Source organism: Cytobacillus solani (assembly GCF_006704205.1).
GTDB lineage: Bacteria > Bacillota > Bacilli > Bacillales > Cytobacillaceae > Cytobacillus > Cytobacillus solani.
On the sequence record NZ_CP041305.1, the window covers coordinates 271,071 to 286,162 of the forward strand.

At 37.5% G+C, this 15,092-nt stretch carries 16 protein-coding genes; 2 read left to right on the forward strand and 14 right to left on the reverse strand.

What is annotated here, in order from left to right; genetic code table 11:
* Positions 1 to 51 precede the first annotated feature (51 nt).
* The 5 genes from FI644_RS26160 to FI644_RS01410 form a co-directional block, all read right to left on the reverse strand.
* Positions 52 to 219 (reverse strand): DUF6903 family protein, encoded by a 168-nt coding sequence (locus FI644_RS26160; protein ID WP_172797627.1) that lies wholly within the window; start codon positions 217 to 219, stop codon positions 52 to 54.
* Complete coding sequence (gnpA, locus tag FI644_RS01395) at positions 209 to 2,380, reverse strand: 1,3-beta-galactosyl-N-acetylhexosamine phosphorylase (protein ID WP_053475090.1); 2,172 nt, start codon at positions 2,378 to 2,380, stop codon at positions 209 to 211. Before gnpA ends, FI644_RS26160 begins: the two co-directional genes overlap by 11 nt.
* 10 nt (positions 2,381 to 2,390) lie before the next feature.
* Positions 2,391 to 3,272: a carbohydrate ABC transporter permease gene (locus FI644_RS01400; protein WP_053475089.1), complete on the reverse strand. Its 882-nt coding sequence runs from the start codon at positions 3,270 to 3,272 to the stop codon at positions 2,391 to 2,393.
* A 12-nt stretch (positions 3,273 to 3,284) separates the two neighbouring features.
* Positions 3,285 to 4,175, reverse strand: coding sequence for a carbohydrate ABC transporter permease (locus tag FI644_RS01405; protein ID WP_142107885.1), 891 nt, complete (start codon positions 4,173 to 4,175; stop codon positions 3,285 to 3,287).
* Positions 4,176 to 4,456: 281 nt separating this feature from the next.
* On the reverse strand, positions 4,457 to 5,803 hold the full coding sequence (locus tag FI644_RS01410) for a carbohydrate ABC transporter substrate-binding protein (protein ID WP_246067058.1): 1,347 nt from the start codon (positions 5,801 to 5,803) through the stop codon (positions 4,457 to 4,459).
* Between the two features lie 177 nt (positions 5,804 to 5,980).
* Between FI644_RS01410 and FI644_RS01415 the strand changes: the two genes are divergently transcribed.
* Positions 5,981 to 6,838, forward strand: a complete 858-nt coding sequence (locus tag FI644_RS01415) for an AraC family transcriptional regulator (protein ID WP_142107887.1) — start codon at positions 5,981 to 5,983, stop codon at positions 6,836 to 6,838.
* 65 nt (positions 6,839 to 6,903) lie between these two features.
* On the opposite strand, the gene galE is transcribed toward FI644_RS01415, so the two are convergent.
* The 8 genes from galE to FI644_RS01455 all read right to left on the reverse strand — a co-directional run bounded on the left by galE (position 6,904) and on the right by FI644_RS01455 (position 13,928).
* Positions 6,904 to 7,875: a UDP-glucose 4-epimerase GalE gene (gene galE / locus FI644_RS01420; protein WP_142107888.1), complete on the reverse strand. Its 972-nt coding sequence runs from the start codon at positions 7,873 to 7,875 to the stop codon at positions 6,904 to 6,906.
* Positions 7,876 to 7,954: 79 nt separating this feature from the next.
* A complete protein-coding gene (locus FI644_RS01425) occupies positions 7,955 to 9,061 on the reverse strand; it encodes an ABC transporter ATP-binding protein (protein WP_142107889.1) in 1,107 nt (368 codons plus the stop codon).
* Between the two features lie 107 nt (positions 9,062 to 9,168).
* Positions 9,169 to 10,086: a PucR family transcriptional regulator gene (locus tag FI644_RS01430; RefSeq protein ID WP_142107890.1), complete on the reverse strand. Its 918-nt coding sequence runs from the start codon at positions 10,084 to 10,086 to the stop codon at positions 9,169 to 9,171.
* A 90-nt stretch (positions 10,087 to 10,176) separates the two neighbouring features.
* On the reverse strand, positions 10,177 to 10,722 hold the full coding sequence (locus tag FI644_RS01435) for a PepSY domain-containing protein (protein WP_142107891.1): 546 nt from the start codon (positions 10,720 to 10,722) through the stop codon (positions 10,177 to 10,179).
* Between the two features lie 100 nt (positions 10,723 to 10,822).
* A complete protein-coding gene (locus FI644_RS01440; RefSeq protein ID WP_142107892.1) occupies positions 10,823 to 11,389 on the reverse strand; it encodes a PepSY domain-containing protein in 567 nt (188 codons plus the stop codon).
* A gap of 63 nt (positions 11,390 to 11,452) precedes the next feature.
* Positions 11,453 to 12,805, reverse strand: a complete 1,353-nt coding sequence (locus tag FI644_RS01445) for a sensor histidine kinase (protein ID WP_142107893.1) — start codon at positions 12,803 to 12,805, stop codon at positions 11,453 to 11,455.
* Positions 12,802 to 13,497, reverse strand: a complete 696-nt coding sequence (locus FI644_RS01450; protein ID WP_246066990.1) for a response regulator transcription factor — start codon at positions 13,495 to 13,497, stop codon at positions 12,802 to 12,804. Before FI644_RS01450 ends, FI644_RS01445 begins: the two co-directional genes overlap by 4 nt.
* Before the next feature lie 110 nt (positions 13,498 to 13,607).
* Positions 13,608 to 13,928: a DUF3889 domain-containing protein gene (locus tag FI644_RS01455; RefSeq protein WP_142107894.1), complete on the reverse strand. Its 321-nt coding sequence runs from the start codon at positions 13,926 to 13,928 to the stop codon at positions 13,608 to 13,610.
* A 187-nt stretch (positions 13,929 to 14,115) separates the two neighbouring features.
* Here FI644_RS01455 and FI644_RS01460 point away from each other — a divergent pair, with 187 nt between their 5' ends.
* A complete protein-coding gene (locus tag FI644_RS01460; protein WP_053475079.1) occupies positions 14,116 to 14,367 on the forward strand; it encodes a YhdB family protein in 252 nt (83 codons plus the stop codon).
* An 80-nt stretch (positions 14,368 to 14,447) separates the two neighbouring features.
* On the opposite strand, the gene FI644_RS01465 is transcribed toward FI644_RS01460, so the two are convergent.
* Complete coding sequence (locus tag FI644_RS01465) at positions 14,448 to 15,089, reverse strand: response regulator (RefSeq protein ID WP_053475078.1); 642 nt, start codon at positions 15,087 to 15,089, stop codon at positions 14,448 to 14,450.
* Between the last annotated feature and the right edge of the window lie 3 nt (positions 15,090 to 15,092).

Consider the following 15,092-nt stretch of genomic DNA (forward strand, 5'->3'; position numbering starts at 1 on the left):
AAAAGTAAAACTTTATTAAAGCGCTAGAACGCCTCAATAAAGTTTTACTCTCTAAATGTATTTTCGATTGTAATCATAAAGCAGCGCTAAAAGACCAGCTAATCCGATTAACATCATTCCTAATTCAAGCTTTCCGGCTGTCTTTTGGCCGATAATAATCAGTGCAAGACAGATGATAAATACAATCATTTTAATGATGACCAAAATATTAGCCTTCATTGGTAAAGCTCTCCCATCTGATTTCACTAGGTGCCAATGTTACTTCCTTCTTATTTCCTTGACCGTCATAGACAAGCGTTGTTTGTTCCTCCATCGAATTATTGACAATGGCCATTTTCTGAATAGATGGATAGACATGGATCTCACAATACATGTTGCTTGCATGCCATTTTTCGAATTCCTTTTCTTTATGGGCTGCATAATATAAGGCTCTCATTAATAGACGCGTATTTTCTTCACTATATGGCAAGCCCGCTATATAGACTGCTCTGCCTTCTCCAAATGGATGACTGGATAGATGAACTTCTCCATTGGAAAACTCAATAATTTCCGTTTCCTCTGATAATGCGTAGATATTTTTCATTCCCTCACCAAAATCGAATGTTGTGCTATCTGCTGAAATGAAGTGTTCTTTAACAGGAGTGATAAAATATTTATCTGTTGATAAACTGAATCCTAGTTCTTTGTCAACACCTAGGACATTCGCCAATTGGAAGTAATGTCCTTCATGCTGATACGCACTAGGTTCACCAATTCCTACGAAACCGCCACCATTATAAATCCAGGCTTTAATAGTCGTGACTACCTTTTCATTCATCCAATTAGCTCCCCCTGAAAAAGCCGTCCCCCCATCCCCGGCATTGATGATCACATCAACATCTTCAGGTACACCATCATTAATGATATCATCAAAACTAATGAACGTAACTTCCACAGCAGCTCCGCTCAACGATTCCAATACACCTAAATAAGAATAAATTTGTTTATACCACAATGCATGGGCAACCATATGTGTCTGCCACGTTCTAAGCTTGCCCCAGGAATTCAGTATAGCAACTTTAAGACCGCTGTATGGTTTAATTCCTTTGATTGTGTCATAAATTTCACGGAATTCATCAGTGACTTTTTCAATATAGTTGACAAATTCCGGGAATTGATAGGCTAGACTTAAATAACCACCATAGCCGATGCGATCAACAGGGTTCCGCAATATCGCTCTTCGGGCTGTCAGCCAGTTTTCATTTGCTTCAATTACCGGGTTATTTCCTTCATAGAAGGTATCCGGGAAGAAATATGGCAAGAAACGTCCTTCCGTATAACGGACATGTGGAATATCAGCAATCATTCGTAGTGTAGCCCCCCCACCGACACTGCCTACAACTGCATCTAAGCCTATATTTTCAAAATATTTCCCATAAGGCTCTGTGCCAATCCAGTTATCGCCAAGAAACATCATCGCTTCCTTGCCGCTTTCATGAACGATGTCCACAAGTTTTTTCGCTTCTTCAGCAACAAACTTTTGGACAAAATCCATATAATCTAAAAAGGCAGGTGTTGGAATTCGAAACGAAGTATTGTAATATCCCTGGTCAACAATGTCTTCCGGTCTTAAACGGTAGCCTTTTTCCTTTTCAAATGCTTCCAATGCAGCTACTGACACACTAGCCCCATACCCAAACCAATCAACAAATTTTTCTTTGCCGAGATTATTGAACACAAGGGTAAAATGATAAAAGAACGTTGTAAATCTTACTACATCAGTATCCGGATTTTCTGTCAGCCATTGTTTTAAATAGGTGCTCATAAATTCATTGGAGTACGGCTGCCTCACATCAAAAGGAATATCATGCGGCTTATCCCCCCAATTGTTCGTAATATGATTGTACATTTGAGTTGGATCCCAAATCGCAAATACGAGGAAAGAAACCGTATATTCGTGCCAAGGAATAGCATTCGTAATCACGACCTGATTTTCCTCTTCATTCACTTCCCAATCATTCACATCCACTATTTTTCCAGTTGTCCGATCAATGACTTCCCAATATTTTTTAGGGTCATGAAGATAATCAGGCTGTAACTGTTCTTCGAAATAGCCTTTCATAATATGAATCGCAAGCTTTTCTGATATCGCTGTATTGAATGTACTCATCAAGTACAGCTGCTGGCATTCATCCATATGGTTCTTAGCAAACTCATTTTGACCCCGTGCAACGAAATAAGTCGTATAGATCTTCGCATCTAATTGTTTAATATCTGAATCCAGCTTTGTTCCATCACTATCACGAATCGCATCTGCTCCCCAGCGCTCCATCAATTCCTTTGTTTCCTTTAAAAAGTTTTCTTCGCTTGGCAGGGTTACTTGTCCTTTTTTCATTTTCATGATATGCCTCCTAGTCCTTTAATCCGCCAAGGGTCATCCCTTGTGTCAATTTTTTTTGTACGATGATATATAAAATCAAGGTCGGCAGCATAACGAGAACCATTCCCGCATACATTTGGCCATAATTGGCAGCAGACTTCTGTGCCGCCATTAAATTCATAAGCCCAACAGGCAAGGTCTTGTTCGGACCGGGTATTAATGTAAGTGCAATGATGTATTCATTCCAAAAGGCAAGAAAGTTAAATAAAATAATGGCAATAATGCTCGGTCGAGCCATTGGCAGCATAATTTTAACCATTGTCTTGAAATAACCTGCCCCATCGACAAATGCAGCTTCCTCATATGTGGATGGCAGTGATTGAAAATAGCTGGAAAGTAAATAAATAGTAAATGGCAGTGCGGTCGCTGCATAAACGACAGCAAGTATAAATAGATTATCCAACAAGAAACTATCTCCAAATTGGCTGCGGAAAAACGTATCCCCATTCAATAGCATTAAAAAAATCGGAACAACAATATAGTTCACATTGATAAATAACCCTGCTTTGAACAATGAATTCATGAATCGGCTGCCTTTAAAGGTATATCTTGCTAATACATAGGCTGCCGGCAAAGCGACAATCAATAAAATCAGCAGTGCCAAAGCAGTCACAAAAATGGAATTAAACATGTATGTACCCATGTTTGCCTTTTCCAGCGCATCAATGAAGTTTTGGAAGTAGAAACCTTTAGGCATGGCCCAAGGGCTGCCATAGAACTCCGAATTTTCCTTCACCGAGGCTAAGAAAACCCATGCAACAGGGATTATGATTGAAATGGCTAATGTAATCAAAGCGACGTAGATAAACAAACGATATGCTGTTTCCGCACTCATTCCCTTTTGTTTTTTCATGTTTATCCCCCCTTAATACTCCAGCACTTCCCGTTTGGTAATATGGCTGATAATTGCAGATAATAGGAATGAGAATAAGAAAATGACCACGCCGATTGCCATTCCATATCCATAAGAAGAATTCGTATATGCCTGCTTATACATATAGCTTAAAAATACTTCTGTCGATCCATCAGGTCCGCCGCCTGTCATCGCTTGGACGAGCAGAAAGCTTAAATTAATCGTGCTGATAATAAAGAAAGTTAATGTTGTTCGAATGTTATTCCAAATGAGTGGCAATGTAATACTGAAAAACTGTCTAATGCGGCCTGCCCCTTCTAATGATGAGGCTTCATAAAAGCTTTCTGGAATGCTTGCTATACTAGACATATACATGACCATATAATAGCCAATCGCCTGCCAAACGAGTGCGCCTCCGATGCTGTAAATCGCTATTTTTTGATCGCCAAGCCACATCTTTTGAAGATTTTCTAGATTAAATAAGGCAAGCATATTATTCAGCAGCCCTGTTGTAGGATCAAAAACTGCAGAAAAGATCCCTGCAATAACTACAATAGACAAGATATTAGGAATGTAGAAAATCACTCTGAAGAAACTATTTCCTTTAAATTTTTCTCGCGTTAACAATGTAGCGAACAAGATGGCTAGTACCATCGTGATGAGTGTAACGATCACAATCAATACAATACTGTTTTGAAGTGAGCGAAGGAAATTCATATCATTCCATAAAATTTTGAAGTTATTTAGACCGACAAATACTTTTTCATTAGAAAATCCGCCCCACTTGTATAAGGACATTCGAAATACTTCAACTGTTGGCACAATCATAAAGATGGCAAACAATAGCAATGCAGGTGCTGTACAAACAAAGATAAAAATTCTTTTTTCTATTGTTTTACTCATTTTCATCACCCCTAATAAGAAAAGCGCAAGCGCCTTGATCATCGCCGTACAAACTGGAAGGGCTTCGACTGAGATAAAGGAAACACGGTGAGTGAGCGAACCGATGTTGACTTATCGTAGGGAGGAGACCTGAAGTTTGATAGGCGATAGGCGCTGGAGCTAGACAATTCCTTTCTCCAAAGCAATCCACAACATTCTTTTTATAATTTACTAGATTACTAATAAATATAACGGTGAGCAAAGATACTCACCGTTATACGAAGTGTAAACTATAATGCTAGTTATTTTAATGCAGAACGCAATTGGTCACTCACTTTTTCAGTGGCTTCTTGCCAATCTTTCACTTTTTTGTCACCAGAAACAATACTATTAACTGTTCCAAATAACGTATCAGCCATGCTTACACCTTCAACTGCTTCTGTTGCTGCAAAACCGCCCATTCCTGCTTTAGCTCCAGAATCATAGATGCTATAGAAAAGTTTGTTGTCGCCAGCCAGCTTTTCAGACATGCCGTCGATTGGCTGAATCGCACCAGCTTCAGCAAAAATGCCTGCTGCTTCATCAGAATATAGATAGGTCATGAATTCCTTAGCTGCCTGTTTATTTTTTGCTGCAGAAGGGATCCACATTTGCTCAAAGAATGTAAACGCATATTGGTCTCCACCATCTTCAATAGCTGGCAAAGCCGTCATTCCCCATTCAAAGCCTTCTGCTCTTGGTGCTTCTCCCATTTCACCGACAACCCATGTACCATTTGGCATAAACAGCGCTTTGTTATCAAGAATCATTTGTTGGTTTTTCGTGAAATCTTTATCATTTGCATTTGCAACTGTTGTCGGTTCTGTATATTCCGCTAATTTTCCAATCGTTTCAAACACTTTCGTTGCTTCTGGTGATTCCCAAATGCCATCTTCATATGTCATTGCTTTATTGTAGAAGTCAGGTCCGCCAGCTTCTAGTAATAGTGAATACATAAATGCATCAAAGTAACCTGTAGTAGGGTAAGTGAATAAGGAAATTCCCTCTGCTTTTGCTTGATCACCTAATGCCCACATTTCATCCCAAGTCTTCGGCAATTCCCAGCCTTTTTCTTTCAACAATCCAGCATTGTAGAACAATCCGGTTGGACTGTAGAACATCGGAGACAAGTACATTTTTCCGTCATTATAAGGGTTTGTTGCAAGAGTATCAGTGAAGCCCGGGACTAACTTATCCTTGACTTTCACGTCTTCCCCATACACGTTCATATCCAAAACATCGGTAATATCCTCTAATGCTTGGTCTTTAATTAATGTTTCAGTCAATGCCAGTTTTCTTCCAGTTGCCAATAAAACAACATCTGGATAGTTTCCAGCTTTCATATTTGGACTGATCACATCTTCAAGATTTTTATCCACAGTCAATTCCACATCAACATTTGGATTTGCAGCTTCATAGGCATCAATGACCTTCGTCCACATATCCTTCCCATAAGCTGATTCAAGTGCTGCAACATGTAAGGTTTGTTTTTCACCGGAGTCTTTTCCACTGCCAGATTCATCAACTTTTGCTGTTTCATTACTCTGACAAGCTATTAAACTAAAAGATAATAACGCTGTCATTCCAGTTAACCAAAGCTTCTTTTTCAACTTCATAATAATCCTCCCCCTTTTTCCCTTTACTTTATAGGTAAAGTATACGAAAGATAAAAGCGCTTCCACAATAAACATCTTGTTCAGTTTTTTAGGTATCTTGCTTTCCATTGTAATAATTTACTAATATCCTTATAATATGAATATTATATTTTTTAAGGGGAGGGAGTCACCTTGTCTAATGATATATATGCTGTTCCACAATCACGGAAAAGCCATCTTCCGGTTAAGCTTCTTTATGTAACTAAGTCAAAATATGACAAAGATTGGCATAGCACAAACCATACGCATCATTTTACAGAGCTGCTATATATAACCAAGGGAAAAGGAACATTTATATTTTCTAATGAAGAGATTCCCGTTAAAGAGCATGATTTAATTATCATCAATCCAAATATCGAACACACAGAAAAGTCTTGTGACGATTACCCGCTCGAATATATTGCACTTGGTATCCAAGGTCTTGCCTTTTCTTCTCCAGATCATCCGGGTCAGGTTACGATTTACAATTACAAAAAAGAACAGGAAATCTATCTCTTTTACCTCCAGCAATTGATAGAAGAAGTGGAGAATCAAAAAGAAGATTATGAATTGGTCATACAAGATATGTTAGAAATTTTGCTGCTAAAAATGATGAGAAAAAAAGCCTTCAACTTAGAGAAAACCTCCGCCCAAAAAATCAATAAAGATATTGCATTTATCAAAAACTACATTAAGCAGCATTTTCGCGAAAATATTAATCTAGATACTTTAGCAAAAGCCAGTCATATTAATAAATACTATCTAGCTCATTCCTTCAAGAAAATTGTCGGTGTTTCTCCAATTGAATACTTAATTAAAACCCGCATCAGAGAAAGCAAAATATTGTTGGAAACCACCAATTATCCAATTTCCAATATTTCAACTATAACCGGTTTTTCGTCCCAATCCTTCTTTGCACAGTCCTTTAAACGTGAGACAAATCTATCTCCTTCACAATACAGAAAGTCAAAAAACGCGAAAAAAAATAAAAGGAGAATCATAAGGCAATAGAAAAAACATATTCTATTAAAAATAGACCCTTGTTTACTTTTGTAAACAAGGGTGATTGCGATTGCTTAATATAATTGATTTTGATGCCATCTCCATGCATCAGAAATGATTTGTTCTAAATCCCGTTCTGCCTTCCATTCAAGCTCTGAAAAGATCTTTTGAGCAGAGGCTACAAGTCTTGCTGGATCACCGGCTCTGCGGTCGGCGATTTCGGCATTTACTTTTAGCCCTGTTATCTTTTCACATGTCTCAATCACTTCTTTTACAGAAAAACCTTGCCCATTGCCAAGATTATAAACTTCTGCTGATTTTTCCTTTGATAACAAGGCTTTAAGTGCAAGAATATGTGCACTAGCTAAATCATTTACATGAATATAATCACGAATACACGTTCCATCTGGTGTTTCATAATCAGAACCAAAAATGGAAACTTTCTCTCGTTGGCCTAATAGCTGTTGAAGAATGATTGGAATTAAATGTGTCTCAGGATGATGGCTCTCGCCAATCTTAGCAGACTCGTGAGCACCTGCTGCATTAAAATATCGCAAAATAACATAATTTAATCCGTACGCGGCTTTAAAATCTGCCAACATCTGTTCAATCAATAATTTAGAATGCCCATAAGGATTAATTGGAGATGCCGCTGTTTTTTCGTCTATGATTTCAACAGCCGGAATTCCATAAACGGCTGCTGTAGATGAGAAAATAAAGTTTTCCACTTTATTATTCAGCATTACTTTTAATAGTTTTAATGTAGAAGCCACATTATTTTCGTAGTATTTGAGCGGATCAAGTACGGATTCGCCAACTAAACTATAAGCTGCAAAGTGCATAACGGCTTTGATTGGGTAGCTTTTGAAGATCATTTGCAGCACTTCTTCGTTTCCAAGATCACCTTCAACAAATATGGCACGGGAATCCACTGCTTCTCGATGCCCTGTTGATAGATTATCAAGAACAATGACATCTTCGTTTTCTACAAGTTCCTTAACTAGATGACTGCCTATATAGCCAGCACCGCCAACAACAAGAATCAAGATTATCTCTCCTCAGCTACAATTTCTTTGACCTTGTGTAATAATAGATTTCCGTAATCTATTGTTTTTTGTTTCTTATCTATTTCTCCGGACGAATACGATAGTCGGTTTCCATATCAAAGAAGTGAGCCTTGTTCATGTCTAATGCTAATGTGATCATTTGTCCTGTTTTCACTTCCGTGCGAGAATCGATACGAGCAATAAATTGCTGGCCCTCCAATTGGGAATATAACATTGTTTCTGCTCCCATTAATTCAGCCACTTCTATTTTTGCATCAATTCTAGAAGCTTGAGAAGCCTCAATGAAAATTTGCTCATCATGTAGGTCCTCTGGACGAATGCCCATCATTATTTCTTTATTTATATACCCTTGTTCACGTAAATATCTCATTTTCCCTTCTGGAATAGCGATTGAAACCTTCCCAATATTTATTTTCCCATCTGAAAGAGTTCCTTTAAAGAAGTTCATAGCAGGAGAACCAATAAAACCGCCTACAAAAGCATTTTCAGGTGTCTCGTAAACTTCTTTAGGTGTACCCACTTGTTGAATAATTCCATCTTTCATAACAACAAGCCTAGATGCCATTGTCATAGCCTCTGTTTGATCATGAGTAACATATATTGTTGTTGTTTGTAAACGATGATGAAGCTTTGTAATCTCGGCTCGCATCTGTACTCTCAGCTTTGCATCTAAATTTGATAATGGCTCATCCATTAAAAAGACCTTTGCATCACGGACAATGGCACGTCCCAATGCAACCCGTTGACGCTGCCCGCCAGATAGAGCTTTAGGTTTACGGTTTAAATACTCTTCAAGACCCAGTATACGTGCAGCCTCATTTACACGGCTATTAATTTCAGCCTTAGGAAATTTGCGAAGCTTAAGTCCAAATGCCATATTATCATATACAGTCATATGCGGATAAAGGGCATAGTTTTGGAATACCATTGCGATATCTCTGTCCTTTGGCGGAACATCATTCATCCGCACTCCATTAATGAGAAGATCCCCTTCAGAAATTTCCTCTAATCCTGCAATCATTCGTAAAGTTGTTGATTTGCCACATCCAGAGGGGCCAACAAAAACAATAAATTCCTTATCCTCAATATCAAGATTAAAGTCTTTTACTGCTGTTACCTTATTGTCATATTTTTTATAAATATGCTCTAGTTTTAATTCAGCCATTTTTCTCCCCCTCATTTTTGTTGTATGGTATCAATATTGTTTATAGTTTAATAATCATTGATGAAGGATGTAAATATGCAAACTGCACAAAATATTCAGAATTGCAATTAGGCATCATGTACAATCAAAGAATTTTTCTTATTTATCAATAAGATTGCAAGCGTTACAAAGGTGGCATTTGAAAAAGAACGAATATCAATTCCTGTTTTTTCAATAAACTTATCCAATCGGTACTGAAGACTATTTCGGTGAATATACAGCTTTTTTGCTGTTAATGAAGCATTTAAATTATTTCGAAAAAACACTTGAAGGGTATGAAGCATTTCCTGTTCCTGAACACTCTCAATCAAATAATCCGATAAAATGCGTGGATCTGCTAGTGAAGGTGATTCAATGAGTAATAATGGAAATCCTTCATAAAAAGTCATTACTTTTTCTTGATGAGCGCCCTGATGAATGGCCTCTATACACTGATATTCGTAAGAGAACTTTTCTTTTAATGAATGATCGAATTTATTCAATTGACCGATATAACCGTGAATTTCAACAAAAAAGTCACTTGTTAATGTATTAATTAATTGATTAAATTCGATTTTAGTGAAAGCTTCTTGAGGTTTTTGATCAATAATGAATCCATGTGTACGGCTTTGCCAAAATAAAATGGGCTGACCAAATCCTCCGATAATTGCTTCTTCAAAGCTATTTGGATCTTCGAGCGGGGTCTTAAGAAAAAAATAAAAAAATCGTACAGTCCCGACTCCGCTTAAAATGGGGAGATCGTTTGTATGTTCATATAAAAATGCATGCCATTCTTGTTTTATGCGAGAGTTATATATTCTATCTTCATGATAATCAATGGAAGTAAATAAATGATTTAATAGGTTTAATTCATCATCGGTAAGGGCCGTTTTACTTATTCCAAATTTATGGCCATCATCCGTTTGAAACCAATTTCTATTTTTATCATTTGGATTAAATTGTTCCGTATAGGCTGTTTGAAAATACCTTTTTAGTTTCTCAAGCATGTTATCCCTACTTTATTTATATTGTTTGATTCTATTTTATAATAAAAATAGAAAAAGCAGGAGCTCTCATGTCTCCTGCTTCATCTATCATTAATCATCATATTCCACATTCAATACATTTCCAGTGATTGCATCCAGCTCAAGATCTACTTTTCCTTTGTTTGTCTTCAGCTCAAATTCGTAAATCATTCTGCCATCATCTTCATCTTTGTCCATTTCAGTTACTTTGCCATTCACTGTTTTTTCTGCAATTTCGATGGCTTTCTCAGATGAGAGGAGATTTTTGTTTGATGTATTTATTTTCTCATCAAAATTGTCATCATCCCAGTCATCATCCATATCCATTTGTTCTTTCACTTTCAGAACATCACCGCTAAATGCATCAATATGAATATCATAATCCTTATTTCTATTTTCAATATCCACATCAAAATAACGCTGTCCGAATCGATTTTCTAGCTCTACGCTTTCAACCTTGCCTTCTGCTTTTGTTAACGCTATTTTTTCTGCATCCTGAGCAGTAATCATTTTCCCTTCATTAACCATTGGTTCTTTTTTAGCTGCACTTACTGCAACAGTACCTCCTACAAGCAATGCTGCCGCAATTCCGCTTATGAATAGTTTATTTTTCATCATTCATTTCCTCCTTCATTTCCTCTTTCTTTGCTACATCTACAATATACCCCACAAATATTAGAGGAAATGGAAAGGAAGATTAGAATTTGATGAGAAACGCTTAATCATCCCATGAAACCGAGAGGATCTTTCCTGTTGTTGCGTGTATTTCAACAACCGCTTCCCTGTCATCAGCCGTCTCGATTTCCACAAGGTAGTAAGTAAGATCTCCAGAGGATTCCAAATCGATATCATCTACGATTCCTTCCACCTTCTTCAAGGCTATTTCCTTCGCATCTGATTCACTTAAAAGCTGCGGTGTTTGCTGCTCCCCATCTTTTTCTAATTCTTGTTGAATCTCTTGATCAGATTTTCCCTCTGATGGTTCTTTTTCATTCTCCTTCTTCCTGCTGCCGATTTTCGAAAAAGACAGGACTTCCCCATTTGAAGCATTTAGTTTTATTTCATAGATCATCTGATTTCTATCCATTTCAATGATATATTCATCTTTGTTTTGTGCTATTTTTGTGATATCACCTCTGTATCTTTTTTCAACAAGATCTGCTGCCTCCTCTTGGGACATAGAGTCGGCCGAAGTGGTTACTCTTCCCCATTGCTGTAATCCTATAAAAAGGAATGCAAGCAGGACAACACTACCTGCAATCCAGAGCCAAAGCTTTTTTCTCATTATTACACCTCACTTTACACCTATATTTTCTTACATAATAATGAGAATTTGCTGAGAAACCGCCTAAATTTGTAAATAAAGCGTGACTGTCGTACCGATGCCTTCTTTACTTTCAAGATCAATCTTAATGTCCAGAACCTCACCAAGCTCCTTTGCCAGTGAAAGCCCTAAACCTGATCCCCCGCTCTTTCTATTTCTTGCCTTATCCACTCGATAAAAACGGTCGAACACCTTCGGCAATTCATCCTTATGAATGCCAATCCCTTGATCAATCATTTGAATAAATACTTGACCATCCTTTATCCTTGCTGCAACAGTAATCGCCTTATCACTATATTTCCTTGCATTATCAAGGAAAATATACATCAGCTGTTTTAGCTTTTGTTCATCTGTATCCACCATAAGGGACGGCTGTAATTCATTATTAAATATAATTTTCCGATTATAGGCATTTTGAAAGGCATGAAGGGTTTGTTTAAGGAACTCGTTAAGATTTACTTCTGACATATGCAGATTCCATTGTTCATTATGTTTGGCAAGCAATAAAAGCTGCTCAGTCATATCCCTCATCCGAATCGCTTCTGAATGAATGGCCTCAATCGACTCTGCAAAAAGCTCGGGTTCCTGCATCCCCCTGCGTTTTAACAAGCTTGCATAGCTTTCAATAACAGTCAGAGGTGTTTTCAGCTCATGTGAGGCATTGGAAACAAATTGCTTTTGCTTCTCGAAGTTTGTTTCCAGCAAGTCAATCATATGATTAAACGTTTCGCCCATTTCATGAAGTTCATCCTTTGATTTCCCTTCAAGAGGAAGCCTTTTAAATTGACCGCTTTGCTTGATTTCCGTCATTGTTTTTATCATTGATGTCACAGGCTTGATCAATAAATCACTTAGAAGACGGCTTGATATAAAAACAGGAATGAGTGCAATTAGTGTGACAGTTATAAGGACAATTCGAAGAATTTTTAAATTCTCAATGGCCCTTTCAATATTTTTCATTATTTGCAAATTTGCCACATTGCCATCTGATAGAATGATTGGCATAGAGGCGAAAGCATATGTCCGATGATTGATCATCATCCTTTTGCTTATTTCTCCGGTATAATAAATGGCATCCTCTTTACTTAATTCGATTTCAGTTGGCGAGGTAGTTGTCAGGGTACCTTGCCTATTCGGCTTTATAATTCTTATCATGCCATCAATAGGAACATAGGCACGTAGAAATTCACCTTCTTCAGCCATCTTTGTTGATTGATTAAACACTTCTGCTATCTTTTCTGTTTCTTCTTTCACACCCTTTGTTTCACTTTCAAGGATCAAATTACTAAATAGAAAATAAATAGACAGATTCATCAATAGCAACAAAACAGAAAATAGTACCGCGGTATATAGATTAATCTTATTTCGCAGTTTCATTTTGCTTCCTTTAACACATATCCAACCCCGCGAATGGTATGAATAAGTGTTGGTTTATTTAAAGTATCTATCTTTTTCCTAATGTAGCGAATATAGACATCAACTACATTTGTATCGCCTAAAAAATCATATCCCCACACGGCTTCGATGATTTGATCACGGTTCAACACTTGCCGCTTGTTATGCATGAAATAAACGAGGAGATCAAATTCCCTTGGGGTTAACTCAATGGCATCTTCTCCTCTGATAACTTCTCTTGTTTTTTCATTCAATTTTAAATCAGCTATTGTCAGCCAATCGCTTTCTTCTTCCATTTGCTCTTTTCCCTTAAATCTTAAGGCTGCGCGAATTCTAGCCAGAAGCTCCTCAATTTGGAATGGCTTTGTCATATAATCATTCGCTCCAAGATCAAGTCCAGATACCTTATCCTCAACCGAGCTTTTTGCAGTTAATAAGAGAACAGGCGTATGCAAATCATGAGCACGAATACGTCTCAATAGCTCAATTCCGCTTAATCCGGGAAGCATCACATCCAATAAGATTAAATCCCATTTTTGTGATCGATATAATGCCAAAGCATCCAATCCATCCATTGCCTTTGTCACTTGATAGCCCTCATATTCCAGCTCTAATTCCAGCAGCCTGGCAATCTTTTCTTCATCCTCAACGACTAAAATAGACTCATTTGACAACTTAATCTCTCCTTCTCTTACGTCCATCATGTTAAAACAAGAGTAGCAGAAATCTTAAGGAAATTCATTATTTACCATGCAATGTTACACAAAAAAGAAGAAGAGTGGCTTTACCCTCTCTTCTCCTCAACAGTTAAACTAAGCGTTCTTTTATTATCAAGACTGTGGGTGACTTTTACAATTAAGGTAACCGGCTTCCCGGCTTCGTTTACTTGGAATGTAAATGAATCTGTCACATCAGATGCGGATACTTTTTTCCTGCCTGTATATTGGTATTCTACTACATCTTCACCAGGGAAATCTTCTTTCACAACGGCTGTTGCAATCCTTCCATATTTTTCATAATCTGGCTTTTCGCTAGCTGCAGCTGATAAGGTCCATGCGCCCATAAATAAACTAATAATTATAAAAACAAACAAGAGCCTCTTCATTCTATCCCTCCAAATGCAATTGTGATTACCCCTATTTTTCACGACTTTTTTAATATTATGCATTCAAACATTATTCAAGGTAAAACTTGAAAACCCCATCAAATCAACATGTCCAACATTTACAGTGCAATTTCCTCCTAAAGAACCGCAAACTATAATCAACTCCTGAAAGAGGAGGAAAGGACAAATGAATAAGTTGGATTATGACCGTGCTCTATTCTACACCCATCGATCAGAATGGGACAATTTGTTAATTTTGATGGTAAGAACGGAGGATCAATTTCTTTCAAAAAAAATTGAACATTTCCTCCATGCTTATCATTTTGAAAAAGATTACTCCGTTCTGGAAAAACATTTATATTCTTTACTCAGATACATCGACCATGCGAATGAATTTAATGAAACTGACGAGCTAGAAACTATTTCCATCCTTCCTTGAGTATCAAAAGAATTCCACCAATAAAAAACACGATCCATTCAACCGGGGATCGTGTTTTTTCTCATTTCGGCTCTCTAACATCATTTCGTTAAACCATTTCGTACAGCAAAAAGTGCAGCCTGCGTACGATCGGCTAAGCCAAGCTTAGAAAGAACATTTGAGACGTGGGTTTTTACTGTTTTTTCAGTAATGAATAAATCTGCTGCAATTTCTTTATTGCTTTTTCCTTTTGCGATTTCCTTCAGCACTTCTATCTCTCTTTTAGTTAACCCCTCTAATGGCTTTCTTTCCTCACTTTTATTCGATGTTAAATGAGAAAGCAGGTGGGAAGTCGCCTTTGGATGCAATTGGCTTTCCCCACTTTTCAAATGAATAATGGCCCGTACAAGCTCGTCTGGTTCAATATCCTTTAACTGAAAGCCCGAAGCACCTGCTTCAATGGCTGGAATCACATGGTCCTGGTCAGAGAAGCTCGTTAACATCATTATTTTTACATCTGGGCAACCTTGTTTTATTGCACGTGTTGCTTCGATTCCGTTCATATTTGGCATTTCTAAATCCATTAATACAATATCCGGCAGGAGCTTCATTGTCATTTCTACTGCCTCTTTCCCATCTCTTGCCTCGCCGATAATTTCTATATTAGGCTGTGTTTTGAGAAAAAATACTAATCCCCGTCTTACAACATGATGATCATCAGCAATAAGAACACGAATAGCCATGCA

Excerpts from the sequence above, each read along its gene's own strand:
- FI644_RS26160 (WP_172797627.1), bottom strand. The coding sequence starts at position 219 with ATGAAGGCTAATATTTTGGTCATCATTAAAATGATTGTATTTATCATC.
- gnpA (WP_053475090.1), bottom strand. The coding sequence starts at position 2,380 with ATGAAAATGAAAAAAGGACAAGTAACCCTGCCAAGCGAAGAAAACTTT.
- FI644_RS01400 (WP_053475089.1), bottom strand. The coding sequence starts at position 3,272 with ATGAAAAAACAAAAGGGAATGAGTGCGGAAACAGCATATCGTTTGTTT.
- FI644_RS01405 (WP_142107885.1), bottom strand. The coding sequence starts at position 4,175 with ATGAGTAAAACAATAGAAAAAAGAATTTTTATCTTTGTTTGTACAGCA.
- FI644_RS01425 (WP_142107889.1), bottom strand. The coding sequence starts at position 9,061 with ATGGCTGAATTAAAACTAGAGCATATTTATAAAAAATATGACAATAAG.
- FI644_RS01430 (WP_142107890.1), bottom strand. The coding sequence starts at position 10,086 with ATGCTTGAGAAACTAAAAAGGTATTTTCAAACAGCCTATACGGAACAA.
- FI644_RS01435 (WP_142107891.1), bottom strand. The coding sequence starts at position 10,722 with ATGATGAAAAATAAACTATTCATAAGCGGAATTGCGGCAGCATTGCTT.
- FI644_RS01440 (WP_142107892.1), bottom strand. The coding sequence starts at position 11,389 with ATGAGAAAAAAGCTTTGGCTCTGGATTGCAGGTAGTGTTGTCCTGCTT.
- FI644_RS01445 (WP_142107893.1), bottom strand. The coding sequence starts at position 12,805 with ATGAAACTGCGAAATAAGATTAATCTATATACCGCGGTACTATTTTCT.
- FI644_RS01455 (WP_142107894.1), bottom strand. The coding sequence starts at position 13,928 with ATGAAGAGGCTCTTGTTTGTTTTTATAATTATTAGTTTATTTATGGGC.
- FI644_RS01460 (WP_053475079.1), top strand. The coding sequence starts at position 14,116 with ATGAATAAGTTGGATTATGACCGTGCTCTATTCTACACCCATCGATCA.
- FI644_RS01465 (WP_053475078.1), bottom strand. The coding sequence starts at position 15,089 with ATGGCTATTCGTGTTCTTATTGCTGATGATCATCATGTTGTAAGACGG.